Origin of the sequence: Rhodopirellula halodulae (assembly GCF_020966775.1) — a bacterium.
Classification (GTDB): domain Bacteria; phylum Planctomycetota; class Planctomycetia; order Pirellulales; family Pirellulaceae; genus Rhodopirellula; species Rhodopirellula halodulae.
In genome coordinates this window covers 1,355,311-1,380,871 of the sequence record NZ_JAJKFV010000029.1, presented here as the reverse complement: position 1 = coordinate 1,380,871, position 25,561 = coordinate 1,355,311, and the positions used below count along the sequence as shown (strand labels likewise).

Annotated in this window: 19 protein-coding genes and 1 tRNA gene; 7 read left to right on the top strand and 13 right to left on the bottom strand. The window is 56.5% G+C overall.

Going from position 1 to position 25,561, the window contains the following annotated elements:
* Positions 1-16: 16 nt before the first annotated feature.
* On the top strand, positions 17-1,336 hold the full coding sequence (hemL, locus tag LOC70_RS17975) for a glutamate-1-semialdehyde 2,1-aminomutase (RefSeq protein ID WP_230255368.1): 1,320 nt from the start codon (positions 17-19) through the stop codon (positions 1,334-1,336).
* A 64-nt stretch (positions 1,337-1,400) separates the two neighbouring features.
* On the opposite strand, the gene LOC70_RS17970 is transcribed toward hemL, so the two are convergent.
* Positions 1,401-1,886, bottom strand: a complete 486-nt coding sequence (locus LOC70_RS17970) for a hypothetical protein (RefSeq protein WP_230255367.1) — start codon at positions 1,884-1,886, stop codon at positions 1,401-1,403.
* 16 nt (positions 1,887-1,902) lie between these two features.
* The gene (locus LOC70_RS17965; RefSeq protein ID WP_230255366.1) at positions 1,903-2,298 is read right to left on the bottom strand and encodes a flagellar biosynthesis anti-sigma factor FlgM; all 396 of its coding nucleotides are present in this window, start codon (positions 2,296-2,298) and stop codon (positions 1,903-1,905) included.
* A gap of 554 nt (positions 2,299-2,852) precedes the next feature.
* Here LOC70_RS17965 and LOC70_RS17960 point away from each other — a divergent pair.
* Together LOC70_RS17960 and LOC70_RS17955 are read left to right on the top strand one after the other, a co-directional pair.
* Positions 2,853-3,647: a sugar phosphate nucleotidyltransferase gene (locus tag LOC70_RS17960; protein WP_230255365.1), complete on the top strand. Its 795-nt coding sequence runs from the start codon at positions 2,853-2,855 to the stop codon at positions 3,645-3,647.
* Positions 3,640-4,590, top strand: a complete 951-nt coding sequence (locus LOC70_RS17955; protein WP_230255364.1) for a ribose-phosphate diphosphokinase — start codon at positions 3,640-3,642, stop codon at positions 4,588-4,590. Before LOC70_RS17960 ends, LOC70_RS17955 begins: the two co-directional genes overlap by 8 nt.
* 84 nt (positions 4,591-4,674) lie before the next feature.
* Here the strand turns inward: LOC70_RS17955 and LOC70_RS17950 are convergent, their stop codons facing one another.
* On the bottom strand, positions 4,675-6,141 hold the full coding sequence (locus LOC70_RS17950; protein WP_230255363.1) for an AAA family ATPase: 1,467 nt from the start codon (positions 6,139-6,141) through the stop codon (positions 4,675-4,677).
* 16 nt (positions 6,142-6,157) lie between these two features.
* The gene (locus LOC70_RS17945; RefSeq protein WP_230255362.1) at positions 6,158-7,663 is read right to left on the bottom strand and encodes a hypothetical protein; all 1,506 of its coding nucleotides are present in this window, start codon (positions 7,661-7,663) and stop codon (positions 6,158-6,160) included.
* A 536-nt stretch (positions 7,664-8,199) separates the two neighbouring features.
* On the opposite strand from LOC70_RS17945, the gene LOC70_RS17940 reads away from it, so the two are divergent.
* The gene (locus LOC70_RS17940; RefSeq protein ID WP_230255361.1) at positions 8,200-8,391 is read left to right on the top strand and encodes a hypothetical protein; all 192 of its coding nucleotides are present in this window, start codon (positions 8,200-8,202) and stop codon (positions 8,389-8,391) included.
* Between the two features lie 131 nt (positions 8,392-8,522).
* Here the strand turns inward: LOC70_RS17940 and LOC70_RS17935 are convergent, their stop codons facing one another.
* The 4 genes from LOC70_RS17935 to LOC70_RS17920 all read right to left on the bottom strand — a co-directional run bounded on the left by LOC70_RS17935 (position 8,523) and on the right by LOC70_RS17920 (position 13,987).
* On the bottom strand, positions 8,523-9,752 hold the full coding sequence (locus LOC70_RS17935) for a DUF1559 domain-containing protein (RefSeq protein ID WP_230255360.1): 1,230 nt from the start codon (positions 9,750-9,752) through the stop codon (positions 8,523-8,525).
* A gap of 328 nt (positions 9,753-10,080) precedes the next feature.
* Complete coding sequence (locus LOC70_RS17930; protein WP_230255359.1) at positions 10,081-11,313, bottom strand: DUF1559 domain-containing protein; 1,233 nt, start codon at positions 11,311-11,313, stop codon at positions 10,081-10,083.
* 273 nt (positions 11,314-11,586) lie between these two features.
* A complete protein-coding gene (locus tag LOC70_RS17925; RefSeq protein WP_390889085.1) occupies positions 11,587-12,567 on the bottom strand; it encodes a Gfo/Idh/MocA family protein in 981 nt (326 codons plus the stop codon).
* A 97-nt stretch (positions 12,568-12,664) separates the two neighbouring features.
* A complete protein-coding gene (locus LOC70_RS17920; RefSeq protein WP_230255358.1) occupies positions 12,665-13,987 on the bottom strand; it encodes a Gfo/Idh/MocA family protein in 1,323 nt (440 codons plus the stop codon).
* A gap of 381 nt (positions 13,988-14,368) precedes the next feature.
* On the opposite strand from LOC70_RS17920, the gene LOC70_RS17915 reads away from it, so the two are divergent.
* Positions 14,369-15,118 carry a DUF998 domain-containing protein gene (locus LOC70_RS17915; protein ID WP_230255357.1) on the top strand — a complete coding sequence of 250 codons (750 nt, stop codon included), beginning with the start codon at positions 14,369-14,371 and terminating at the stop codon, positions 15,116-15,118.
* Positions 15,119-15,166: 48 nt separating this feature from the next.
* Here the strand turns inward: LOC70_RS17915 and LOC70_RS17910 are convergent, their stop codons facing one another.
* The 3 genes from LOC70_RS17910 to LOC70_RS17900 form a co-directional block, all read right to left on the bottom strand.
* A complete protein-coding gene (locus LOC70_RS17910) occupies positions 15,167-16,657 on the bottom strand; it encodes an SHD1 domain-containing protein (protein WP_230255356.1) in 1,491 nt (496 codons plus the stop codon).
* Complete coding sequence (locus tag LOC70_RS17905; RefSeq protein ID WP_390889084.1) at positions 16,654-18,102, bottom strand: DUF1570 domain-containing protein; 1,449 nt, start codon at positions 18,100-18,102, stop codon at positions 16,654-16,656. The genes LOC70_RS17910 and LOC70_RS17905 overlap by 4 nt, the downstream gene beginning before the upstream one ends.
* A gap of 704 nt (positions 18,103-18,806) precedes the next feature.
* Positions 18,807-18,880, bottom strand: a tRNA-Met gene (locus LOC70_RS17900).
* Positions 18,881-19,206: 326 nt separating this feature from the next.
* Here LOC70_RS17900 and LOC70_RS17895 point away from each other — a divergent pair.
* Together LOC70_RS17895 and LOC70_RS17890 are read left to right on the top strand one after the other, a co-directional pair.
* Positions 19,207-20,871, top strand: a complete 1,665-nt coding sequence (locus LOC70_RS17895; protein WP_230255354.1) for an ABC transporter permease — start codon at positions 19,207-19,209, stop codon at positions 20,869-20,871.
* A 67-nt stretch (positions 20,872-20,938) separates the two neighbouring features.
* Positions 20,939-21,715: an ABC transporter ATP-binding protein gene (locus tag LOC70_RS17890; protein ID WP_230255353.1), complete on the top strand. Its 777-nt coding sequence runs from the start codon at positions 20,939-20,941 to the stop codon at positions 21,713-21,715.
* 53 nt (positions 21,716-21,768) lie between these two features.
* On the opposite strand, the gene LOC70_RS17885 is transcribed toward LOC70_RS17890, so the two are convergent.
* Both LOC70_RS17885 and LOC70_RS17880 read right to left on the bottom strand, forming a co-directional pair.
* Positions 21,769-24,114 (bottom strand): multiheme c-type cytochrome, encoded by a 2,346-nt coding sequence (locus LOC70_RS17885; protein ID WP_230255352.1) that lies wholly within the window; start codon positions 24,112-24,114, stop codon positions 21,769-21,771.
* 143 nt (positions 24,115-24,257) lie between these two features.
* Positions 24,258-25,508 (bottom strand): DUF1573 domain-containing protein, encoded by a 1,251-nt coding sequence (locus tag LOC70_RS17880; protein WP_230255351.1) that lies wholly within the window; start codon positions 25,506-25,508, stop codon positions 24,258-24,260.
* Positions 25,509-25,561 lie beyond the last annotated feature (53 nt).

Here is a 25,561-nt window from a genome sequence, read left to right as displayed (position 1 = left end):
CTTGCTCTGATCATTCATGACATCTGCCAACCAAGCCAACTCGCAGTCTTCCTCCGCTGGTCCCAAGAGTGTCGCAGCTTTTGAACGAGCCACGCAATTGATGCCCGGCGGCGTGAACTCGCCCGCCCGAGCTTTCGGTGCGGTTGGCGGCACACCTCTGTTCATCGAACGAGCCGATGGCCCCTATCTGTTTGACATCGATGGCAATCGTTACATCGACTACATCGGATCGTGGGGACCGATGATCCTGGGTCACGCTCACCCCGAAGTCATCGCCGCCATCACCGAAGCCGCTGCAAAGGGGACCAGTTACGGTGCCCCGACCGAAGCGGAATCACGTTTGGCGGAACAAATTATCGACGCCGTCCCTAGCATTGAAAAAGTACGGCTCGTCAACAGCGGCACAGAAGCCACCATGAGCGCACTGCGAGTGGCTCGCGGTGCAACCGGCCGAAAGAAAGTCATCAAGTTCGCGGGCAACTATCACGGCCACGTCGATTCGCTGTTGGTCGCAGCGGGCAGCGCGGCGGCGACGCTCGGTGCCCCGGATTCCCCCGGTGTTACCCCGGGTGCGGCTGAGGACACGTTGGTGCTTTCCTACAACGATGTCGCTGGATTGCAAAACGCTTTCGCCGAACATGGTCCCGATATCGCCGCGGTGATCTTGGAGCCCGTCGTTGGCAACATGGGGTGCGTGGTTCCGACCATGGCGTTCTTGCAAGCGGCTCGCGACCTGACCACGCAGCACGGTTCGATTCTGATCTTCGATGAAGTCATGACTGGTTTCCGAGTCGCCTTTGGTGGGGCTCAGGAACGATTTGGAATCACGCCGGACATGACGACGCTCGGCAAAATTGTCGGCGGCGGAATGCCTTTGGGTGCCTACGGCGGCAAAGCGGAGATCATGAATCAAGTGCTTCCCGCCGGGAAAGTGTTCCAAGCTGGAACGTTGAGCGGCAATCCGGTCGCGGTTGCTGCTGGTTCGGCAACGCTGCGTTTGTTGAAAGAGCAACCACCTTACGAACGACTCGAACAATTGGCGGATCGTCTGGCAAAGGGCCTCGACCAAGCGGCCACATCGGCGGGCATCCCTCACACCGTTGCCAAAGCCGGCGCGATGTTGACGCTCTTCTTCAACGGCGATCCGGTCACCAGTTGGAACGAAGCCGACCGCTGCGACCGCGAGGCATTTGGCCGCTATTTCTGGGGACTGATCGGTGAAGGCATCTACATGCCCTGCAGCCAATTCGAAGCGTTGTTCTTCAGCCAACAACACACCGAAGCCATGATCGACGAAACGATCGCCGCTGCGGAGAAGGTTCTTAAGTCACTCTAAGATCGCGGTGAGACGGAAGCGAAGCGGGCGTTCCCCCGATGAACCAAAGAGGGCGATACGAACATCAGCCACTTTGTCCGTCTTGATACGCTCGCAGTCGATCGATCAGTGACAGCAGTCGCTGAGCCGCCTTCGGCAAAGACACTTCGCCTTGTTCCACCAGTGCCGCGATGGGGCCGCGAACCTTCTCGCACTCTTGATTCAATTCAATGGCGACTCGACGTGCCAGTCGTTCGCGGTCTTGGCAGAATCGCAATCGCGTTTTCCATCTCGCGACGATTTTGAACTCTTCCGTGGCGGGAACTCGATCGCCCGAACGGACGGTGGAACGCTTTCGGCTCAACTGATCCTGGGCAGCGGTCAATTCGCGTTCGGCACGTCGAATCTGTTCACGCCAGTACGCCGGTTGCTCGATGGAGAAGTGCTCTTCCACGCGATGGATGGTCGCGTGCAAAGCTTGGCTGGACAGAGTCAATCTGTCGGCCAGTCGCTCGACCGCCAACCGAAGCTGGTCGAGCGAATCAATGTCTCGGACGTCGCTGTGCGTCACGCGAGGACAGGGGGTGTCACGCTAATTCGTCGAGGAAGCGGTCCAGAGCCGCGTCCATTTTCTCGGGCGTGTCGTAGCTTCCGTCGGCAATTTGGCGGCGAATTTCAGCCACGCGATCGATTCGGATCTCGCCACCACCGGCAACCGGCGAGGTCGAATCCAGACGATTGACTGATGTCGCGGCGCTGGACAGATCGAGTTGGTCCACAGGTGCCGCGGAGGTCCGTTGCGTGTTGTTTTCAGCGCCGAGTCGGTTCGCGCCAGCATTCGCAGCAGGCTTAGAAACCGACGAGGCAGCTTGGCTCGTAGAAAGTCGAAATGGACCGTAGATTTGCATCGTGACGTTTGCTCCCGGGAGGAAAGCGGAATTGGCAACCGGATGACACACCGGACCGTCGTGGCCTCTTGGCATGTCGATCGATCGACAAAAGTTCAGAAAGGATTGTGTTGGGTGCGACGACCGATCCTAAATGGGAACGATATCAAATCGTTCGCATCTAAAAACTCTCGACTCGGTCATCAGCCTTGCAATCCTTGTCCCAGGAATCAATCCATCAGAATCGGTGGAGACTTCGCAAGCGCAGGTTTCGAGAACACCTGATGTATCGGCTTCAATTGCCGCGTACCTGCAGTCTGTCTTGGGATTCTGGCCGAAAGTTTCTGGGCAAACCTTTGTTCGTCCACACTAGCAATCGCGTGAAACCGGCGGCAAGGTCAACGCAGCCAAAAAAATCCTCTTTTACTGACGATTTGCTTCAGGCCCTGCTGGTTACCTGACGAACGTCCCCATTTGCATTGATTGCCCGGCGTTGCCCGTTTGCATCGCCACAGCGAAGGGCTTCGCTGGAGCCCCCGCCTTGCCCGAAAGGTATTGGCAGGGGACGATGTGCACCTACAAGCTCCTCATCCGCTCTTCCCCTCGTGTCTCACAAGACAATCTTGGACAAAGGCAATCTTGGACATCCGATGACGAAGACAGAACCTTCCCCCCCACAGACATCGGATGCTGGATCCGAAGTCTGGTTGGTCGTTCTGGCCGCTGGCAAAGGCACTCGCATGAATAGCGAACTGCCCAAAGTGTTGTGCCCGGTCGTCGACCGCCCCATGATTCATTTCGTCTTGGATGCCGCCGACAAAGCGGGAATCACCCAAAAAATCGCGGTGGTGGGATACCAAGCGGATCTGGTCCGCCAGGAACTCGCCACGCGAAACGATGACTCCCTGGGGTTCGCCGAACAAACGGAGCAACTCGGAACCGGACATGCGGTTCAAATGTGTCGTGAACAGTTGGCCAACCATGACGGCCTGACCTTGGTAGTTGCGGGCGACTCGCCGCTGATTCAGCCATCCAGCCTGAAAAAGCTGATCGAACACTTCCACGCCACTCGACCAGCTTTGTTGCTGGGCACGCTGACCAAAGACGACCCAACCGGCTTGGGCCGTATCGTCCGCAACGCGGAAGGCCAATTCACGGGGATCGTGGAGCACAAGGATGCCACACCGGAGCAGCGTGAAATCCAAGAAGTCAACATGAGCACCTACTTGTTCAACAACGCGGATCTTCTGGATTCGCTCTCCAAGTTGGGCAACGACAACGCTCAAGGCGAATACTATCTGACCGACTGTGCTCGCTTGCTTCATGAAGCCGGCCGGCCCGTCGAAGCCTTGCCGGTTCTACAAGATTGCGAATCGCTTTCGATCAACAACCCGCAGGAACTCCAATTGGTCGACCAAACAATGCGAGAGATGGGCTATGCGTGAACTGAAAATCTTCAGTGGCCGAGCCAACCATGAACTCGCCGAAAAGCTTTGTCGCCACCTGCATCTGAAACCTGCTCGAATCACGCTGGGACAATTTCCCGACGGCGAAAACTACTGCAAACTCGACGAAGACGTGCGTGGCCGAGACGTCTTCCTGGTGCAGCCCACCTGCCCACCGGTCAACGACAACTTGATTGAGTTGTTGACCATGATCGACTGCTGCAAACGAGCCAGCGCCGAACGCATCACCGCCGTGATCCCGTACTTTGGTTACGCTCGCCAGGACCGCAAAGACGAAGGGCGAGTCCCGATCACCGCGAAACTGGTCGCGAACTTGATCACACGTGCCGGCGCCGATCGAGTTCTCACCATGGACCTGCACGCGGCTCAGATTCAAGGCTTCTTTGACGTGCCGGTCGATCACCTGTACGCCGCACCCGTCATCAACGATCACTTCATCAGCCGCCGATTCGAAGGCGACGAAGTGGTTGTGGTCAGCCCGGACGAGGGGAGTATCAAACGAGCATTGGGCCACGCGAAACGATTGGGCGGAAACCTCGCCATCGTCGACAAACGTCGAACAAATGCACTGGAAGTCCGCCAAAACACAATCATCGGCGGTCCTGTCGAAGGCCGAGTTGCGTTGATGTTCGACGACATGATCAGCACAGCAGGATCGATCTGCGGTGCCGCTCGGTTGGTTCACGAAGCGGGTGCGAAAGAAATTCATATCGCCTGCACCCACGGCGTGCTCTGCGGGCCCGCCATCGAACGGCTTCGCGACGCACCGATCGACTCCATCACCGTCACCGACACCATTCCGGTCACAGGCGAAAAGCAACTGCCCAATTTGGTGCAGTTGTCCGTCGCGCCGTTGTTGGCCGAGGCCATCAAACGGATCCACCACGACCAATCGATCAGCGAACTTTTTCGCGAACGATAGAGGAACGATTGCTCCGTTTGCCCTGCGAAAGAATTGATAACGCTGCTTTCGCGGGGCAAAATGCGTTGCTGATTCAGTCGATGATCAATCGATGTCTTGGCAGAAGTTTTCGACGACGCCGACTCCGGTCACACCTTGGCGACGCAGTGCTTGAGCCAGTGTTTCCACATCATCCGCTTCGCAGCGGCTGGTGTCGCGGACGATCAAAGCCGAGTCGCACAGCCCCGCTGATGCAAACGCGGATGTGCCGCAGTCGACAATCACCAAATCAAACGATTGCTTCAGTCGTTCGATGACCTGTTCCAATTCGCTGGTGGACGGTTCCATCTCTTCCGCACCGTGCAAAAGCGGCACCAACGTCAACGCATCCGCTTCGGAGGAAACGGCAATCTCTTCCACGGGAATGCCGTCACGGACGGCGTCGATCCAGTCTTGATCCAGTTCCAACGCAAAGTCATCGACCAGCGTGGGACCGGTGCTATCGGCATCGACCAAAGCCACTTTCATGCCGGTGAATGCCACGCTGAGTGCAACCCCCATCGCGACCGTCGACCGGCCTTCGCCAGGCAGCACGCTTGTCACGGCGATGGTGTTCAGGCCGTCTTTCTGCGCATCGACGATGTGTTGCCCCAATTGATCAGCCAGTGAACCACACAGGAACAACTCGCTGACCGTTTCAGGAATTTCCAATTCATCCACCTGCCAAGCTGCCATGAAAGGTCGCTTGCCAACTGGCTTGGTTGGTGCCGATGGCGTTGATTCGGGAATGACAGAAGCTGCCGGTACGAAGCTTTGCGGAGCCGACACTTCGACAGGACGATCCATCGGCATCCGCTGCGAAGGTGCTGGCGAAACAACCGGCTCCGGTGCAACGTTTGGCTGTTCGACGACCGTTGGTGGAACCTGTTGGGGCACTGGGGCAAACCGAGCCATTGGTTCGACGACGTTTTCCACCGGTGATTGAGTTGGTGCGATCGGTTCATCCGAAACGCGAGCCACACCGGAGACGATCAAGGGCTCACCCAAACGTCTCGCCGTTTCGTCCACATCGATGGGCCGGTCGATCCGCAAGCGAGTCGACTGATCCTCGGTCTCCATCCAGATGGAAGTGGTTTCGGTCACCGAAGCGTCCAGTTGCATGCCGGAGGCTTCGTCGTGACGATCGCCCAGAGCGGGACGCAAGCGTTCCGAGGGTCGAGAAACCGAACCGCCTTGAGTAACCGCGTTCGCTTTGGGAGCGGGCACAACCGGGGTCGCGGACTCCACCACCGGATTCGCGATTAATTCAGCGGTACTCGCCTGAGAATCCAAGTCCTGTTTTTCGCGAAGTCGGCGCATCGAAGCGGCTCGATCCAATCGCAACACAGCCTCGTCCAGCCGACGCGTGACGACTTCCGCACGCTGAAGGTCATTCAGCGAATCCGCCTTTGGCGTTTCTGCTGAATCGGTGGCGGCGTCAAATGAATCGACGGCTTGCATTTGCGCCACGGTGTTCGACACGTAACGACGGTTGCGAGCGTGCGACTGTATGAAATTGTTGGATTGTTTCATTTCGTTTCCCTGTCACTCAACGACGCATATACGAATCGGGGAAATTGGCTGGTGCGGCCACTCGAGCTTCCGGTTCTTGCTGCGAACTCGACGATGCTGGAGCGGTGGTCGACTCCGCAGCAACGCCAGGTAAAGCGAACTGGAAGTCAGGTGTTTGAGGCGATTGTGTGGTTGGGAACGACTCGTCCGACTCCATTTCAGAATCGACGGGCGCCGCTGCGCCGCGATCACTCACTTCTTCTGCTCCAGGCAACGGCGGCAAATAGTCCGTCCAATTGGTGATCGGACCGGGGGTTCCCGTTTGCACTGGAACGGGAACAGATGTTTCAGCCGCGGATGCTTCCATCTCATTCGCGAACCCTTGGACCGGCGGCTGAGTCGCAGCGGGCGTGTTGCCCGCTGACGGTGCGTTCGCGGTTGCCGCAGTATCAGCGACGGGCTGTTTGCCGACGGTAGTTCCGTCGACGGAATCCGGGTTGAAGAATGCTGTGACGGGTTTCTGATCGTTCAGTGCGTTCAATCCAGCCAAGTCACCATCGTTCAACATGGGTTTGGCTTGCTTCACGGGCAACGCATCCGATGAAGGTCCTTCCGCGAAACCTGCGGGCAGATCGATGGGCGATGAATTGGATCCGAACTTCGATTGCATGGCGGAGTGCGTCGGCACGCCCAACTGAGCCGCGGCCGATGGTCCGCCTGCGAATTGCTCCGTTCGAGGAGCGTTCAACCCGGGTTGTGGATCAACACTTCGTTTGTCGTTCGAAAGAACTGCCGTATTCGGTTTCGGATTGGCAGCCATGGCTTCGGCCATCGCATCGTTGGCAGATGAACTTGACGGCATCTGGCGGCCGGATTGAACCAAGGCGTCGTTGGCTTGCGATAGGGCAGGCTGGTTTGCGGTGGTTTGTTCGACTGGCGGAGTCTTCGCGATCAACGCTTCGGAATCACGTTCCGCATTGGGATGACGGCGTGGAGCAAAGATCGCCCAACAAGCGAGCAGACCCAAGACCACCAAGAGAGCATTGCGTGATCCGGCGACGGCCAAGGCTTTTGTACCAAACGATTCCGTGGCTTCCCGAACGCCTTGCAATCGTTCGCGAGCGGTCCGAGTTGGTTCCGGCGGGATCACTTCCGGTTCTGGTTTTGGCACCGTGACTGAATTCGGCGCGGAGACTGAATTCGGCACGGCGACTGGACGAGAAAACGCGGCGTCCGCCGAGGCTTCTCGCAACGAAAAAGCGGGTGTCCCATGCGCCGTTGCGGCGACAGCTGGCTCTTCGTCGGAGGCGATTGCCGCTTCAGGATTCACAGCTTCCGTGGGCTCTGCCACCGGATCATCCATTCGGATCTGGCCAGCCGACGTTGGCGCAGCGATGTCCTCCGCCTCAAACGCCTCGGGTGTTTGATCCTCGATTGGTGGATCCAGATCAGGCAATCGCAACAACGTCGGCGCAATCTCTTCTCGAGATCGCGACGAATGGGAGCGATTACCGGATGCTGTGGTTTTGGACGCGGTTGTCATGCGTACTTCTCTCGTCATGGAACGTGAGTGGTCGACGGAAACATCCCTCCACGTACAGGACTCTCCAGGCGCAACGTCTCCTCTCCACCGATCGACATCAAAACGAAACGGTCTTGAAGAAAATTCGGAATAGCGAAACTTTGCGGGCGGCAACAAGACGGATCGGCCCTTCCCGTCAGCATGTCTCGGTTTCACCGACCCGTTTCACGCTGGATGACTATCGACCTGTCAAACCGTCATTTGGCCTTGGCCGTGATGGGAGCGTCCAAAGCCGTCTGCAAGTGCATGAACCCCGGTCCCAACGATGCCCAAAAGCGACGTGAAACTCACCAGAAACCATCCAAAGATTCCGCGTAACAATTCTCATTTTGCTTGTTAGCTGGTATCCTGGAGCGATGTTCCAACTTGAAATTCTTGCAGACTGCTTCTTGGTTACCCACAGAAGAGGCCAGCGGAATTCAAGTGATTTTGCATTGCTTCCCAGCATTCCTTGCCGATGTCGAAGCAACCGCCCCTCCCACTTGATGGTCAGTCAAATGAACAATGTTTTTCGCGCCGTGTGCCTCACCTCCATGATCGCTTTGGGGATCGGCGGATTCACGGGCTGTGGCTCGGACGAAGCTGCTAGCGTGGTCGATTCAGAAGACTTGGATGCGATCCAAGAATACGAGCGAATGATCGCAGAAGAAGAGAAAGCTGCCCAAGAGGGCATGGAAGCTTCGCAGTGAGTTTCACAGCATGAGCCAACGCAAAACGCCACGTTGAAAACAACGTGGCGTTTTTATTTGGCCGGTCAGCTGCGTTAGAGTTCAGACGCAGCGATTCATAACGAATTCGAAAATGATCCCTTGCGAGCGGATCAAAATTCCCCGTCAATCACCTCACGTGCACCACGTGAACCAAGGGCTCCCCACAAACCATACGGACTTTTCGCTCCCGGCTGGTTGTTGTTGGCGTCGTTGCCGTTTCGCCAAACGACGGGATTGTTTTGGTTGCCTGATTCAATCGACGACGTGATGAACTTCACCGCTCCATCACCCATCAAGACGTGAGCACCGCCTTGGTGGCGGCTGGACACAGTCATGATCGACGGGCCGTTTGAATCGTGAGGGATACAGGTGGGACTGTTGGGTGGCAAAATTGTGTGCACTTGCGATTGAGCGTTTTGGCAATCAGCCCAGCGGAACCCGCGTCCCTTACTCGCGCCTTCCAATGCACCCGGAGTCCAAAATTGCGGACGCTGTGGATCGATCATCGTTCCGTCCTCGATACAGAGTCGGGGATTCTGACGAATCGCAGTTTGAGCAGGCTGACGATCGGGGTGGCGTTTCGCTCGCGTCCGATTGTCAAAGTCGCCAAGATCCGTCGCGATTTCACCCATCGCGATCGTGTTCGACAAACCGTCAAGAACATCGCGGAATCGAGTTTGCAAGTGCTTCACGAAGAAACCGCGGTTGGCGGCCCGTGAGTGTTGGCTAAAGTTGTTTGCCGCACCTGGGTTGGCGGGACGCAAATGACCATGCATGGAACGCCAAAACGAATCACCAACGCAAACGGCGTAATTGGTTCGCCCCAGACTTGGCAAACCTTTGCCCGGGTCACTTGGACAACGGAGCGTCGGAATTTCGGTCGTCCAAGGGATGTACTGAATGTTTTGCGGAGTCGGTCCCATCGGCGGCCAGGGATTGGTTGGCGTGCCAATACCGGCTCCGGTGTTGCCGTCCGTTCGCTGCGAGTTGGGATTGGTGATTTGCTCCCACAGGCTCTGTTGCTCCATGAACGGAGTCATCCCGACCAACGCATTCAAACGCCAGTAGTTATGGGTCGTGTAGCTGGTCCACCAATTGTGCGAACCGTCCCCCGCGTCCGTCCCCACACCCTGGATCGGGTTGCCGTTATAAGCGGAATGGTAATTGTGAATTGCCAAACCGAGTTGCTTGAAGTTGTTGCTGCAGCTCATCCGTCTTGCGGCTTCGCGAGCTGCTTGCACGGCGGGAAGCAACAATCCCACCAGCACGCCGATGATGGCGATCACCACCAACAGCTCGACCAACGTAAAGCCTTCACGGCGTCGAATGTTTCGTGTCATCGAAATGTTTCCTCGATAGAAATGCGAATGAAGGACAGGAACATCTGTCCCACATTTCGATTATTCCGCTCGACGAAAAATCTCACACGCTCATTACGAGCAACGAGGTGCCACAGAGCCTCTTTATGGTCGCAGTCCACCTCGTTAAACGACTAAAACACAGGTGAAACCGGTGTCAAAAGAACGAGAACTTTTTCCAAATTTTCTTGAACTTTTGCGTAGAAATACCGGAACCTTTGCAACAACTAATCTTCAGAAACGAAAAAGCCGGATGGCGACCTGTGATCAGCTCGCCATCCGGCCAGTTACTTCGAATTGCAATCGAGACTCAGAATTCGCCGTCGATGACTTCTCGCGCGGCACGTGTTCCAAGCGAGCCCCACAAACCAAACGGACTCTTTGATCCTGGGCTGTTTCGGTTGGCAGCGTTGCCGCCCAAGTAGACCACAGGATTGTTCTGGTTGCCCGCATCGATGGAGGACGTGATGAACTTCACCGCCCCGTCACCCATCAAAACGTGCACGCCGCCTTGGTGGCGACTGGACGCGGTCATGATCGAGCTACCGTTCGAATCGTGCGGCACACACAACGCGGCATTGGGCGGCAAAATGGTGTGCACATTGCTTTGAGCGTTTTGCGAATCGGCCCAACGGAATCCACGGCCTTTGATCGGGGACTCAATGCCCCCATCCACCCAGAATTGAGGGCGATTCGGGTCAATCATTGGTGAACCGTCCTCGATGCACAAACGCGGGTTGTCACGCATCGATGCTTGGGCACCCTGACCGCCCGAGTGTGTTTTCCCCCGAGTGCGGACATCCAAATCGGCAAGGTCCGTCGCAACTTCCGCCATGGCGATCGTGTTGGACAAACCATCCAACACATCACGGAACTTTTGCTGTCCGTGCATCACAAAGAAACCACGCCCGGCCGCTCGGGACTCCTGTGCATAGCTGCTGGCAAGACCGGGGTTCGACGGCCGCAGGGCACCGTGCATGGTCAACCAAAACGAATCCCCCATCGACATGGCGTAGTTGGTGCGGCCCAAACTGGGCAAACCACTGCCGGGATCACTTGGGCAACGCAGAGTCGGCAATTCCGTCGACCAAGGTTTGTATTGCACGTTGTCAGGAGTTGGCCCCATCGGTGGCCACGGATTGGTCGGCACTCCAATGCCAGCTCCGGCGTTGCCGTCAACTCGTTCCGAGTTGGGATTGGAAATTTGCTCCCACAGAGCCTGTTGCTCCATGAATGGCGTCAAGCCGACCAAAGCGCTCAAACGCCAGTAGTTGTGGTTGGTGTATCCGGTCCACCAATTGTGACTTGTATCCCCCACATCCGTCCCCACACCGTGCATCGGAATCGCGTTGTAGGCACTGTGGTAGTTGTGCATCGCCAATCCCAATTGCTTGAAATTGTTGCTGCAAGACATCCGTCGTGCGGCTTCGCGTGCGGCTTGAACGGCGGGCAACAATAGCCCCACCAAGACACCAATGATGGCGATCACTACGAGCAGTTCCACCAAAGTGAAACCGCGTCGTGATTGTGAACTTGTGTACATTTAACGAACGACCTTTGGTTGAAATTGATACGAAGGGCAGTTGGCGACGCCAAAGAGACGCACACAACACCACCCGGCATGCGATATTTTCGCATTCGTTATATTCAAGCAAACGCCGCTAACGAAGAAATGGGTCTCTGAATCCGACAAAAACCCCAGAAAGAACATTCGAACCCACCCACAAGGGTGCTGTTTTCTGGGCGATATTTTGCGGGCCGTACCTCGGAAAACTTGTCGTTCCGATCCCAACCGCATCGTTCAGTACAGTGCTTTTTACCTGTACAAGGAAGCATTCATCTCACGAGCCCGGCCTTGCGCCTCTTCCATCACGGAATCGATGGTCACCGGTTGGCCACCATTTCGTTTGCTGGCCCAAGCAGCCTGCATGAACGCGTACAACTCAATCGTTTCATCCCGCTGAATCGGCGAGGTCTTCGTCCGAAAGAACTCGGCAATCTCGACGAGCAAGGGTCGGTAACCGTCGTACTTCCCGATTTCGCGAATGGCCTTTTCGCCATAGACCAGTCCTCCGTATCCCGACGATCCCGCGCGAATGCCACGAAACGTTCCGATGCGACCGTCGCCCCAACGCCCCACTGCCAATTCAAACTCGTCGGTGGATACGTGCGACACGGCTTCGCAGCCCGTTCCCATGCAGGTGTAAAGAATTTCGACACCGTGGATTCCGTACCAGTACAAATCCACATGAGAAGGCTCCAGCTTGCATGGGCTATGGGCACTGCAACCAAGCACTGCCCCCACGGCTCCCTCGCGAATGGACTGGGCACCGTTGCTGTATCGCAGGGAAGAGCTCGAAAACATCGGCACCTGAAAATGTTCTGCCGCGTCGTAGATCGCTAACACTTCGGCCAAGTTCGATCCAACGGGTTTATCGATGTAGACCGGCTTGCCCGCGCGAAATACGGCCAGTGCTTGTTCGTGGTGCAGGGTGCCATCGTTGGTTTCTAAGAGCACACAGTCGACCTGCTCCAGCAAAGCATCGATGGAATCGACGATCGCCACGCCCATTCCTTTGACCTGTTCGGTGTACGCCGGAATTCGGCTAGCACTGGATTCGATTTGCGAACTGCCATAGGGGTACGCCGCGACAACACGGAAACCCGCCAGAGGGTCATCTTCGTTGTGATCCGCATTAAACTCCTTCACGAACGCGGGGGAATGCGATGTGTCCAAACCAATGATTCCAATTCGAATCACGTCGCTCTCTTTTGCCTCGGCCGAGATCCCCAGCATCAGCACCAACACCAAACTCATCCAATCAATCAAACGCCGCATCATCAGGTTCCTCTCTGCACATCGAATCAAATCGTACTGTCTGTTCGGCTAAGTCTCATCCAATGACGGGCTTCCACCCCGGTTCGTACTCGCGTCCCCACATCGACAACGCTTCGTCATTGCCAACGGGCTTTCCTGTGGTCGAATCGATTTCCAATGCGTTCCCGGTTCGGTAAGCGATGTTGCCCAGGTGACAAAGCAATGTGCTGCGATGAGCTTCCAGGATGTCGGCATTGGGATGCCGCCCGTTTTGGATGGCGTCCACAAAATCCGCCAAATGCGTCGCATCGCCCGCTTCACCGTTCACGGTTTCGACTTCTTTATTTCTCTCATCAAATCGCGTGAATCCATTACCACGAAGAACGATCGAACCTTCCGTTCCGTGGAAACTCACTCCAACGGCAGCATCGTGCGGCCCGAGAGGTGACCAACTCAAACCTTCCCACGTCGCTGTTTTGTTCTCGGGGAAATCGTAGGTCACCATCATGGTGTCCGGCGTTTGTTGATCATCCTCATGCCGATACTTGCCGCCGCCAGCACGAACGCGATTGGGCGTGGTCACTTGCAATCCCCAACGAGCCAAATCCAACATGTGGATCCCGTTGTTGCCCAATTCACCGTTGCCCCAGTGCCAACGCCAATGCCAGTTGTAGTGCACAACGTTGTCAACATACTCTTTTCGCGGGGCGGGCCCTTGCCACAAATCCCAGTTCAACCAACTGGGAACACTGGTCGACTGACCGTGACCGATCGAAGGGCGTCGATTGTTGTACCAAGTCCGCGAATAGGACACCTTTCCGATTCCGCCGGAGTGCACCAACTCGATCGCCTGCTGAATCGCTGGCCAACTACGCCGCTGCGATCCCATCTGAACCACTCGGTTGTGCTTCCGTGCCGCTTGCACCGCCAGCTCGCCTTCCTCAGCGGTCTGGCTGCACGGCTTTTCGACGTAAACATGCTTGCCTGCGGCACACCCCAAAATCGTTGCCGGTGCGTGCCAGTGATTGGGCGCGGCAACCACGATGGCATCGAGTTCCGCTTCGTCGAGCATCTTTCGCACATCGACAAAACGTTTGGGCGAGTTGGCTTGAGTGTCACTCACCTGTTTGACCACACGGTCAAGTGCCCTGGAATCAACGTCACAGATTGCAACGACATCGGTGTCCGGATTGCTGACAAAGCCTTTCGCCAGCGCGGCTCCTCGATTGTTCACCCCCATCACGCCGACCCGAATGGTCTCATTGGGCGAGGTGGAAGCGGATGCGTCCGCCATCACGGGACGTGTGATCGCCGCCATCCCCATCGCCGCCCCCGCTTTCAAGAACAAACGTCGGTCGCGTTGTTGATTGGCGGCGAGCAGTTCAAATCGTGTGTCCATGAAGCTGATCCTGCGATGGAGTGAAGCGAGCAAGCATTCGCGATCCGTGCGTGAGTCTCAGTGAAGAGCACACGCATTCGAGAAAAGCGAATCCGCAATCTGCGTGGTGGTGGAAGGCCGCCTAAGTTGGAGAAACGCGGCAACCGGGGAGGTAGGAAGGAAGGTGGGAAACCACGGGTCACCAGGTCGGCTTCGATGAGCACTCAACAAATCGGTGCAATTCTCATTCATGCATGGTGAGTGGTTTCCCGCAGTATAGATTGATTTGGAACGCCATGGGAATTCGCGTCCAATCGTTGTACTGGACATCAGTCACTCTGTTTCCCACCATGCTGGCTCTGTCTTCGTTTCACCGCGACCAACGCGATGGTTATCCCCCGCATGAATGAATCGTCTCCGACGCATGAACCTGATACGACGTCGTCGGTCGTGGTGGACCGACTGGTGCTGTCGTACCTCGACATTCGCCGTGCGATCGGGCTCAGCGGGTTGATTCTTCCGCTGGTGTTGGGTCCGGGTGGATGGCTGCTCGGGATCGAATTTCAAGAAAACATGAGCAGCTACTACCACACGCCACTGCGTGATGTGTTTGTGGGAACACTGTGCGCCATCGGGATCTTTTTGTTCTGCTACTGCGGCTACGATCGCGTCGAGAATTGGACCGCGAACATCGGTGCGGTGGCCGCGATTGGGATCGCTCTGTTCCCGCTCGACTACAACAGCGACCCGTTGGTTCAAAAGTCCGTGGTCGGCTACATCCATTCATTCAGCGGCGTGGTGTTCTTCCTCGTGCTGGCGTTCTATTCGCTCTACCACTTTCCTCGTGATTCCGCGCGCGAAGCCGAGTCGCATCTGTTTGAACGATCGCTTGTATTCAGGTCCAGTGGTTTGACCATTCTCGCAACCACCTTCGCCATGGGAGCCTATTTGGTTCTGCTGCCATCGGACTGGAAGACGTGGTTGAACGAGTACAATTTTCTGTTCTGGGCCGAATGGATTGCCGTGTGGTCGTTCGCGGCCGCGTGGCTCGCGAAGGGTCGCATCATTGTCGCCGAGATCGGTGTGGAGATCCTGGCTTACTCGAGGCGGATGGTGATGGAACACGGACTGGGAATCAAAGACAGCCAGTGACGTGCAGACTGCCTTCAAAGCCATCGTCTTCATTCACATCGTGTTCATTCATTCGATGCGTTTGGCGACACCAAACGTCTTTGCAAACTCCACGTCCTTCTCGCTAAGTTTTTCCAGCGGAACCTTGATGACCTGATCGTTGTCCAATCGCCGCAGCGAGACACCGTCGCCGTCGACGGTTTGAAGAATGGCTCGGATCTTGAACTCACCACTCGGATCAGACCAAGTCCGTGGGAACCCGGTCGCGATCTTTCGGATATTCTTCCAGCGATCCAGGATCCGTTGGAAGTCGATCGTGTCGGTCCAACTCGCATCGTCCGCGAGCATGTCCTTCATCATGCGTTCCAAACGCGAATTCTCGGGTGGCGGAGCACTGTTGAGGGCAATCACACGCAACTGATTCTCAAGATTGCGGTTGCGAGACAGTCTGCTTCGCGACTTGGTCTTGGGCTCCCACTGCTTCACCATTTCACGCTGCTGCTGCACCGTCAAACGAGGCAAATTCTCTTCGTCCAAAGCTTCGGGAGTCGGCAACAACCCGGCGTCGAACAACCTCATCCGAACGGGATCCAAATAATGAAACCCCACCCGTAAATCGAACTTGTCGGCGATGCCGTAATAGCTGGAACCTTCGATTTCGTAGTCGACGCTTCCTGCGTAGGGCATCCCCATCTTTGGTGAGAACTCCCACATCCCCGATCCGGACAACGTCAATTGGCTGCCCGCCGTCACACCGCCCGCGATCTCGACCTCTCGATCAAACGCCAAGTGGCCTGGCTTGATCGATTCGCGCGGCTGCTGCAGAGAAAGGATCGACAGATCGGACTTGGCTTCCTGGTCCGAAGACGCCGACCGAACGGTCAACGATCCATTCGTCCGAGTGCTGAAACCAGATTCCGTCATTCCGTTGCTGGGCAACTCCAAAAAGATCAACGCGGCGATGGTTCCGGTGGCAAACGGCAAAGGTCCCACATCGCCACGGAATTTGATCTCACCGAGACGACTGCAATGAAGTTCGCCTGAGCAGTGACGATAGAGCCCCGCGTAGGCGTTCAATTCCAGCAAGGTTCGACGAGCCTTCTCTTTTGCCGCCGCCATCATGCGTTGACGACTTTCATTCCGCATCTGTGCAAACGTCGGGTCCCCCGCAGGCATCGCAGGCCCCAAGCTCGAAGCAGGATCTTTGAACTCAGCCTCAGCGGTTTCTAATCGTCGCTCCACCTGCTGTTTGTTTTTGATGGGTCCGCCGCTGCCAAAGGGAAGCGTGTCATACTTCCCGACCCATCCATCGCTCGCCGCCGACAGGACTTGGATTCTCAGTCGACATCGTTGGCGAACCATCAACGGTTGGCGATTGCCTTCCGTCCGCTCGACGATCCGGTATTCGACACCGTAGTGAAAAATATCTCCCACCTTCGGCGAGTACGAAACGTCTTCCGCATTCGTCGCGGCCCCGGGCAAGACAACGCCAACGCATAGAACCAAAATGGCCAACGACAAACCAGTCTTCGTCCAGACAAATTGCGTTCGGTTCATCATCGTTCCTCCACCAACAGTTCGATGTCCGTTTTCAGCGTTCTCATGTAGCGACGCCACTCCAATTCCAATGTCACCGGGTCACCGAAACACTCGTTGAAAACCTTGATCAGTTCCCTGCCTTTTTCGTCCAGAGGGATGTCCGCCGACACGCTTCGCGACTTGCCATAAAAACGAATCAGATCTTCAAAACGTTCCGTGAAGAGAAAGTGCGTCAACGCCCAAGCCTGTCCGTAGGCGGGAAGCTGGTCGCCCAAAGCCGCCTCCACAATGAATCCGAAATCGGAGACGATGAAATCCACACTCCCGCGAACCGTGTCGCCTTCCAACGCGCGGTAGTAGTCGATGCGGTTGGAGTCCACCATTCCGACCCCGCCCCAAACCGCTTGCTTAGAAGATTCGAAGTAAGACGCCAAACCCTCATGGATCCATCGAATGGGCGTGCCATCCCGTGGGAACAGTCCTGTGTTGGCAGCCAATTGATGAACGGCCTCGTGCGAGACGGTCCCCACATCTTCGCCTTCGTGTTGGATCTCGACCAACAAGGCAATCGAATTCGCGGTGCGGATCACTGCGCTCGCGTTGCGGCTTCGCGTCCGCTTGGCGAGCTCTTTTTGCTTCTCCAGCTCTTCCGTCATTTGCACCAAACGAGCGTACATTTCCGACGTGCCCGAGTCGAAGAAGAACGATATGTTTTCTTCGCGGATGTAGAACCCCGCGAGCTGCTTCAGATCCATCTGCAGCCGACGTTCCATCAGCAGAAAGTCTTTGTGCTCTTTGAACAGCACCGAGTTCAACGGTTCTTGCGGCGGTTTGAGATAGAAACCACGCAGTGCGAACGTTAAGAAGAATGACTCGTAGACCTTTTCCAATAACTCCAAACGCATCTCGGCGCGAGTCATCTTGGTCGCCGCATCCTTTTCCTCGTAGTGGTTGTGGAACAAGGCAAAATGCCGACTTCGCGAAACCTGCATTCGGCTGCCACCGATCAGATTGCGAACGGCAGCTTCACTTTCGGGATCGCTCGGGACCGGTCGATTCATCTGTGCCATCAGAGCCGCCAACTTGCGAATCCGAGTATCCGACGAATCGAGCTTCCAGGCATCGCCCAGCAGCGATTTGCATTCTTTCAGCATGCCGTGTTGCAACGCCCACCTGGCCAGTTCCAGGTAGTTGTCAACGGTTTCTTCCTGAAGCAACTCCCGAGAAACTTTTTTGTAAACCGATTCGCGAGTCGGCGTCTCCAGCACCTTCAAATCTCGGGCATTGAAATACAACGTCCCGCGAGGATGTCGCAAAGTGACGGTTCCGCCGGGGTTGTAATTGACGGCGCCCTCCAGGACCAAAACCTCATCCGTGCCTGGAATCCGATAAATCGCGTAGTCCGCTCGGACGTTCGATGACGATGCGGCAACGCAAACGAAGCACGCCACCAACACGCCCCTCATTACGAAACTTCTCGCAAAGTGCGCCCACGCAGTGCGATCCTTCGCCGACGCCAGCCCCAATCCGCCTTCCAACATCTTGCTCCCCATTGAGTTTCGGACCGCGTCGACTCCTCAGCAGGCACCAGCCCACGGGACACGGCTGCCCCCCAGAAAAAGCCACGATTCTAATCGAGATTAAAACCGCGTTGGTGCCAAACCGCGTTGGCGAACGGCTGGCAAATTGGATTCACTCAATCGAAGCGAAAACTTATTGCGAGCGTGACCGCCCTGTCCGTTCCGGACTGAACTTCGCTGCCGCGATGAAGACGCTTGCGTTGCTTCCAACAAGGACGAAAACCGGTTGCGTCTCGACAGCTTTCGAGACGACAACGATCCGCTCAAGGCTTGGTTTGATGAACGGAAAACCACGACTGCACAACAATGCCAACTCAAAACAAGTTTGCCAACCGCTGGCGTACAGTCTGAACTGGGCGACAAAGCGTCGTCGTGTTCGCTCTGCTCTCGGCTTCTTGATGCCGCAACTCAATCAGTACAACTCATGTACGCGAAGCAGCGACCGCGATAGTTCTGTCGAAGCGTGCCGCCCCTCGGTGAGCGTGCGGCCGCTGGCGATTTCCATCCGGGAAGGACCGCGCATGAAAAAAGCCGAAACCTGTGTCTTGCAGGAGTCGGCCTGTTCGGGTTCGGGATGTTGCACCCGGCAGTAGCGGCAGAGGGACTCGAACCCCCGACACGCGGATTATGATTCCGCTGCTCTAACCAGCTGAGCTATGCCGCCGATCGAAATGTGAATTTCGAGAGGGCGAGAATGTAGGCGAATCCGGCAGGCTTGAAAAGACGACTTCGCGGCTTCCGAACCTGTTTTTCGGCACCTTGCCCCCCTTCGCGGACCGATCCGATTTTGCGGACAAACCAGCACGCCGTGCGGCTCGTCGGTCATTCAGCCCGCGAACTTGAGCGAATTTCAGCGAAATGGCGTTGTCGCGGATTCCGCCGGGTCGGTACAAACACCCTTTGGAGCGATGGACCGTTCCGCTTGAATCAACCGATCACCCCACGGCCAATCTCAGGCCCACCGAAGATCGACTCCGGGAAGGAATTCGGATGTACCGACTGCTGCTCTGTTTCCGCTACTTGCGAACGCGTTACATCGCGTTGGCTTCGATCATCAGCGTGACGCTGGGTGTGGCGACGTTGATCGTCGTCAACAGCGTGATGGCGGGTTTCTCTGCCGAGATGCACGAACGACTGCACGGATTGGCGTCGGACATCGTCATCGAATGCCACGCGTCCGGCGGCATGCCCGATCCGGAAGCTCACCTGGAAGAAATCAACCGAATTGCGGGCGACCAGATCGAAGGTTCCTCCGTCAGCGTTCACGTCCCCAGCATGCTGGGAATCGACTTCAACGGCCAACTGATCACGCATCATGTGAACTTGGTAGGAATCGATTCGAAGACCTATGACAACGTCAGCCAATTTGGCCGCTATCTGCTGCACCCCCAAAACAAAACCGCCGTCTCGTTCGATCTGCGAGAAGAAGGCTACGACGAAGCCCGCCCAGGATTCCCCGCCGCCGGTTGGGAATACCGCCGCGGACGTGCTCGGATGGAAAAGGCCTGGGAAGCCGAACAGGAACGCATTCGCCAAATGAGCCGCGAAGCCGCTCGACTCGCCAGCGGTCAACCACCACGAGCCAACACCGACAATCAACTGATCGAAACAAGCGGTCTGAACGGTCAAGAGTCGTCCAGTGACGGATCAGCCAATGCAGAGCCCAGCTTCGGTGGACCGAGCATTGGATTCGATGGTCCCACGTTGGGGACCGTGCTTCCCGATGGCCTTCGTGCCGAGGGAGCCGGCGCGGAACCCGTTGAGTTCGATCCCGAGAATGAGCAATACCCCGGGATCATCCTCGGCATCAGCACCTGCAGCAACAAGACCCGCGATGCGGAAGGCAACGTCGTGGATCACTATTACTGTCGACCCGGCGATGACATTCGAATGATGTTCCCGAATGCGTCGGACAACCCGAAGGTCGTCAACCAAAAGTTCACCGTCGTGGATTTGTATGAATCCGGCATGAGCGAATACGACAGCACCTTCGCCTTTGTCCGCCTGGATCAATTGCAAGATTTCCGAGGCATGATCGATCCGATTTCCGGAACGACCAGTGTCACCACCATCCAGCTCAAGCTCGTCGAAGGAGCGGACCTGAACGCGGTTCGCGATGCACTGCGTCGTCGCTTTCCGCCCGACACCTACGCCTACAGTATTCAAACTTGGCGAGACATGCAGGGGCCGCTGCTCGCTGCTGTTCGACTGGAAACCACCATCCTGAACATCCTGCTGTTCTTGATCATCGCTGTCGCCGGTTTTGGCATCTTGGCCACGTTCTTCATGATCGTCGTTGAGAAAACCCGTGACATCGGAACGTTGAAAGCACTGGGTGCCAGCGGCAGCGGCGTGATGAGCATCTTCCTCAGCTACGGTCTGTTGCTGGGCATCGTTGGCAGCGGCGTTGGCTTGATCGGCGGCATCGCGTTTGTTCGCAACATCAACGAAATCGCCTCGGTCATTGAGAAGATCACCGGGCAAGAAGTCTTTGACCCAACGGTCTACTACTTCACCGAGATCCCAACGATTCTGAACCCATTCACATTGGCTTGGGTGATGGCTGGTGCCGTGGCGATCGCCACCACCGCCAGCGTGCTGCCAGCGTTGCGGGCTGCCCGCATGCATCCGGTCGCCGCGTTGCGTTTCGAGTGATCGAACACGCTTCCACGCCACAACTTTCCACCCCACACAACCTCCACTCGCCCCACGAAGTTCATCCATGCATTCCTCGAACGACCTGTTGCTGGAAGCCCGCGGGATTCGCAAGAGCTACCACAAGGACAAGATCGAACTGCCGATCTTGCGAGGCGTTGATGTTGGTTTTGTTGCGGGCGAACTGACCGCGTTGGTGGGACGAAGCGGGAGTGGCAAGAGCACCTTGATGCACTTGCTCGCGACGCTTGACCACCCCGACTCGGGCGAAGTTTGGTTTGACGGAAATCGCATCGACAACCAAAGCCGAGCCAAACGCGACCAGTATCGCAACTCACAGATCGGCATCATCTTTCAGTTCTATCACTTGTTGCCGGAACTCAGCGCCATTGAGAACGTGTTGGCCCCGGCCATGATTCGTCGCAGCGTGCTCGGCTACTTGCGAGACCGAAAGCAACTTCGACTTCGTGCCGAAGCGATGCTCGACCGAGTGGGATTGCTCAACCGCAGCCACCACCAACCGTCGGAAATGTCCGGCGGTGAAATGCAACGCGTCGCGATTGCCCGTTCGTTGATGTCCAACCCAAAGATGTTGCTGGCGGACGAACCCACCGGCAACTTGGACACCGAAACGGGAGCGACAATCCTTCGCTTGCTTCGCGAACTGAATCAAGAAGACGATTTAACGATCGTGATGATCACCCACGACGACGCCATCGCGGAAACGGCCGACCGCTGCTATCGAATGTGCGACGGCTTGCTCGAGAGCAACAACGCCGTCGTCTCCAGCGGTCAATCTGGGATCAAACAAGGTTCGACGAAGTTGGCAACCGCCGCGGCTTGAGCGTACCGCGACTCTCATCCAATCCGATTGGTGGAAGCAATCGCCGAAGCAAATCAGTCGACGCCGTAGTGTTCGATCTCGGCCCAATAGTCATTGAACGCGCCGTCAACGTGGAAATCAGGACTGTTGTCGAGGTCATGGCACTGCATGCATGACTCGCGAGCCTCCTCCAGCGGCAATTGCATCGCTTCGCGAAGGCGTTTCTTTTCAGCCTCGCTGACTCCGCTGTCTTCTCGTTCGGCCGCGGTATGAGCCGCACCTGGTCCGTGACAATTCTCACAGCCGTTGCCGTGCAAGTGAGCACTGGCCTCGAGATCCAAGTAGCCGGAGACGTAGGGATAGTAGCCTTGCGGGTTCCAACCGGTGACGTGACACGAAATGCACTCGGGATCGAAATGGCGAGGCACATCGCCGCGTTCGCCCGGGTTGACCAAGTGCTCCGTGGCTTCGAAGTGGGCCGAACCCTCCCAAATGTCATAAGCCGTTGTGTGACACTCACCACAGACTTTGGCACCGACGAACTTGTCACCGGAGGGATGCTGAATTGGTTTCAATCCCAAGTTTTCCAGCCCCAGATCGCGAAGTTGGAATTGATAGTCTTTCATCAGCTCACGCATCTCGGGAGCGTCTTCAAACTCATGTGTCAGCGGCACTCGCGCGTAACGAATGGGACCGTCGGGATAGAGACCGACCAATCCGGCGTACATGCCTTTGTCACCTGTCAGGATCGCTTTGGTTTGTGAACCTTCGATCGTTTGAGGCTGGTAAGTGGGTTCGCCGTAGCCACCCGCGATCACAACCAAATCGAATCCGGGAACCGCACGCACCAATTCGTGAGCCGTTTTCTCGTCGCCATAAAACGTCAACACGGTGTAATCGGGGTTTTGCTTCTGAATCTCCGCCAACGCTTCTTTGGCCGAATCAATCGGAGCCGTCATTTGAATGTCATCGCTCAATTTTGTTTCGAGCGAATCGGGATCCAAGACGGTCGTCACCGCCAACTTCATCCCACCTTTTTCGATAACGCGGTGAGTCGGCATCAGTGACCGATCAAACGGAATAACATTCGCCGACACGTAAATGGCCTCGTCCGGGTCTCCTGGCGAAGCTTCCAAAATCAATTCATTCACGCTGAGCCGCACATCGTCCGGGCCCAAGCCGACGGAGACATAACCCATCGTCCGAAGAGCTTCCAACGATCGGTGAAATTTGATTTCCGATTGGCGACCGTAACGCCGCACCAAGTTGCCCGCGTCGATGGGAGCCATCTCCCAACCTTTCTCACGCAACTGTTTCAGGAACGTCATGCGGCGAGCCACGCCGCCCTTTTGATTTTCCAGTCCGGTGCAACCGCAGGGCTCGATGTAGCCGTGCTGCTGCCCGGTGACGAACAACGTCAATGCGGGTTTCGGCCACTCGTCGTAGTCTTCTGGTTCGCTGGTTCCACCCGCCACGGTCTCAGCATCCACCAACCCTTGGATGATGGGCGAATCGGGAGCGGTCAGTTGCAAATTAACATCGGACGCTGCTCGCAAATCCAACTCGGTCGACGGAGATCCGGTGGAGTCCGAAGCCTCGTTGACCGGACGCTTGGCAACGATGTTTTCAGGCAACGACAAATCAAGATCCGTCGGCGCGGCATCGGGCTGTCGCTCGTTCGTGGCCCGCCCCGCGATACTGGCAACTGGCCCGCCAGCGGACTTGGCCATCGCCGCCTTGGAAGGATGATTCTCCGGCATGCCCAAAGGCGTCGGAACGATCTCGGCTTCGATCTCTTTTTGCGCAACCGGCGTGGGAACCAATTCCACCTTGCCCAAATCCGATGCAGATTTCTCGGTGGAAGCATCCTCGCTCAGATCGATTTGGCTCCAGTCCACCTCGCCATCGAATTGCCCGACGGGTTTCTTCGCAGCGGTCTTCTTGGCCGAGTCGTCAGACGGCGATTCCGATGCCGCTTTCTTTGGCTTGGTTCCCGCCGCGGATTGCAATGTCCAATACAGTTCCTGATCCGATGGCACCGATTGGGTCGGCAATTCCGAGGAACGACCGGCGGACGCCAACGTGCTGGAAGTGACCGACGCCATCGGTTGATCGCGAGCGAATCGCCAATCCGATTCCGGTAACGTCACGTGCCCTTGATAGTCCGCTTCCGCATCGGCACCCACCGGTTTCACAGACACCAAATCGGGTGGCGACAAGGATTCGATCACGGTCGAGTCCTCAACCACATCACGCGGCACGTTTGCAATGGGCGAAGGCGGCGAACAACCCGTCCATGCCAGCGTCGACAACCCCAACAAAGACGCGGTCAACGCCCATCGAGATCGCCGACCCGCCTCGCTGATTGGCGAAGCGATCGTGGGAAGAAGACTGCAAAGACGGGTGCGAGACGCTTTCATCCTGGCCTGATTTTCAACGCGTGAGGTGTGTCCATTCGACGATTCACGTCCAATCCAGGAGCAGTCGCGATCGTCATATTTCAATGGATTCGATCGCAGCGACGGCATCGTCTTGGTCCCCTTGGTTACGCGACCCGCTTATCTTAACGCGCCGGCAGTGAAAATTTCAGGCGTAATTTCATCGAAGGTACGTTGGGGTTATCGGACACAATGGTGATCAAACCATAGTCTTCTCGGCTCATCCCCAAACGATCGATTTTTTCATCACCGGGGTTCAGCGAAAACTCAAGGCGATACAGCGACGTCGATCCATTTTGAATAGGGTCATTCAACTTGGCTTCGACCACCCCGGCCGGAGTCACCTCACCGATCGACAGAGTGGTGTTTTCTTGTTCGGAACCCTTGAGCACCACAAATGCCTTCGCCGTTTGTTGGCCTGGTTCGGTGATCTTGCCGAAGTCGTACATGTAACCGCCTCCGGTCACACCCTTTAACTTGGTGCTCTCCAGCATCCCCAGCACACCCACGATTCGCCCGGTCACTGCCGCGACGATACTCTTTTCGTTGCTCTTCTCATCGTCGTCGCTGATGTCGACTGGTTCTTCGCCGTCTTGCGTGAACGGCAGGATCAAGTTTTGGCTAACCGGGCCTTGTTCCAACCCAGGTGCGATGGACGCCGTGACCTTGAAGGCCTGAACGGCTTCGGCGTGTTCGATGTCGTCTTCGCTGACCTCAAACGGCTCGACACTGAACTCCGCCAACTCGTTCATTTGATCGCTGCTGAATCGAGGCTGACCAATCACGATCTCGTCCTCGATGTAGCTGTACACCTTCATCTCCAAATCAATCGGCTCACCCGAGGCGACTTCTTTGAAAGTCAATGTTTCAGGAACCAATTGGACCTGACGCACGACCTTGCCGGTGATTTCGAAGCGGATGGCCACCTGCGAGGGATCGTTGGTACGCAGCTCGGCGGACTGACCAAACGTCGATTCGTTGGTTTTTACGGTCCAAGCGAGTTTGACCTCCGTTTGCTCGCCCGGTGCCAGACTCTCGTTTTCAAGCGTCCCCACGGTGCATTTACAGGTGGAAGCACCAATCTTCAGCGTCAGTGGGGCTTCCCCGACGTTCTTGACCACGAAGGAATGCTCGCCCTTTTCCTCCGGCTGCATGATTCCGAAGTCATATTCATTGCCGTCGGGAAGTTCGACTTTGGGCAGGTTGTCGGTCCATTGCTCCTGGAGCGACGCCATCGCGGTTTCTGCCGTGGTTTCGCCTTCGTAATCGATCGGTCCGAAACTCGCCTCGTACTTCCCGTAGTTCTTTTCATTGATCTGGTAAGCGATGGCGGCACCAATGCTGGCGAACACCAAACAGGCAACGAGCGTTTTCATGGCAGAACGATGACGAGAAAAGAAAAATCGAGAATCACGGCTGGACTACGTGG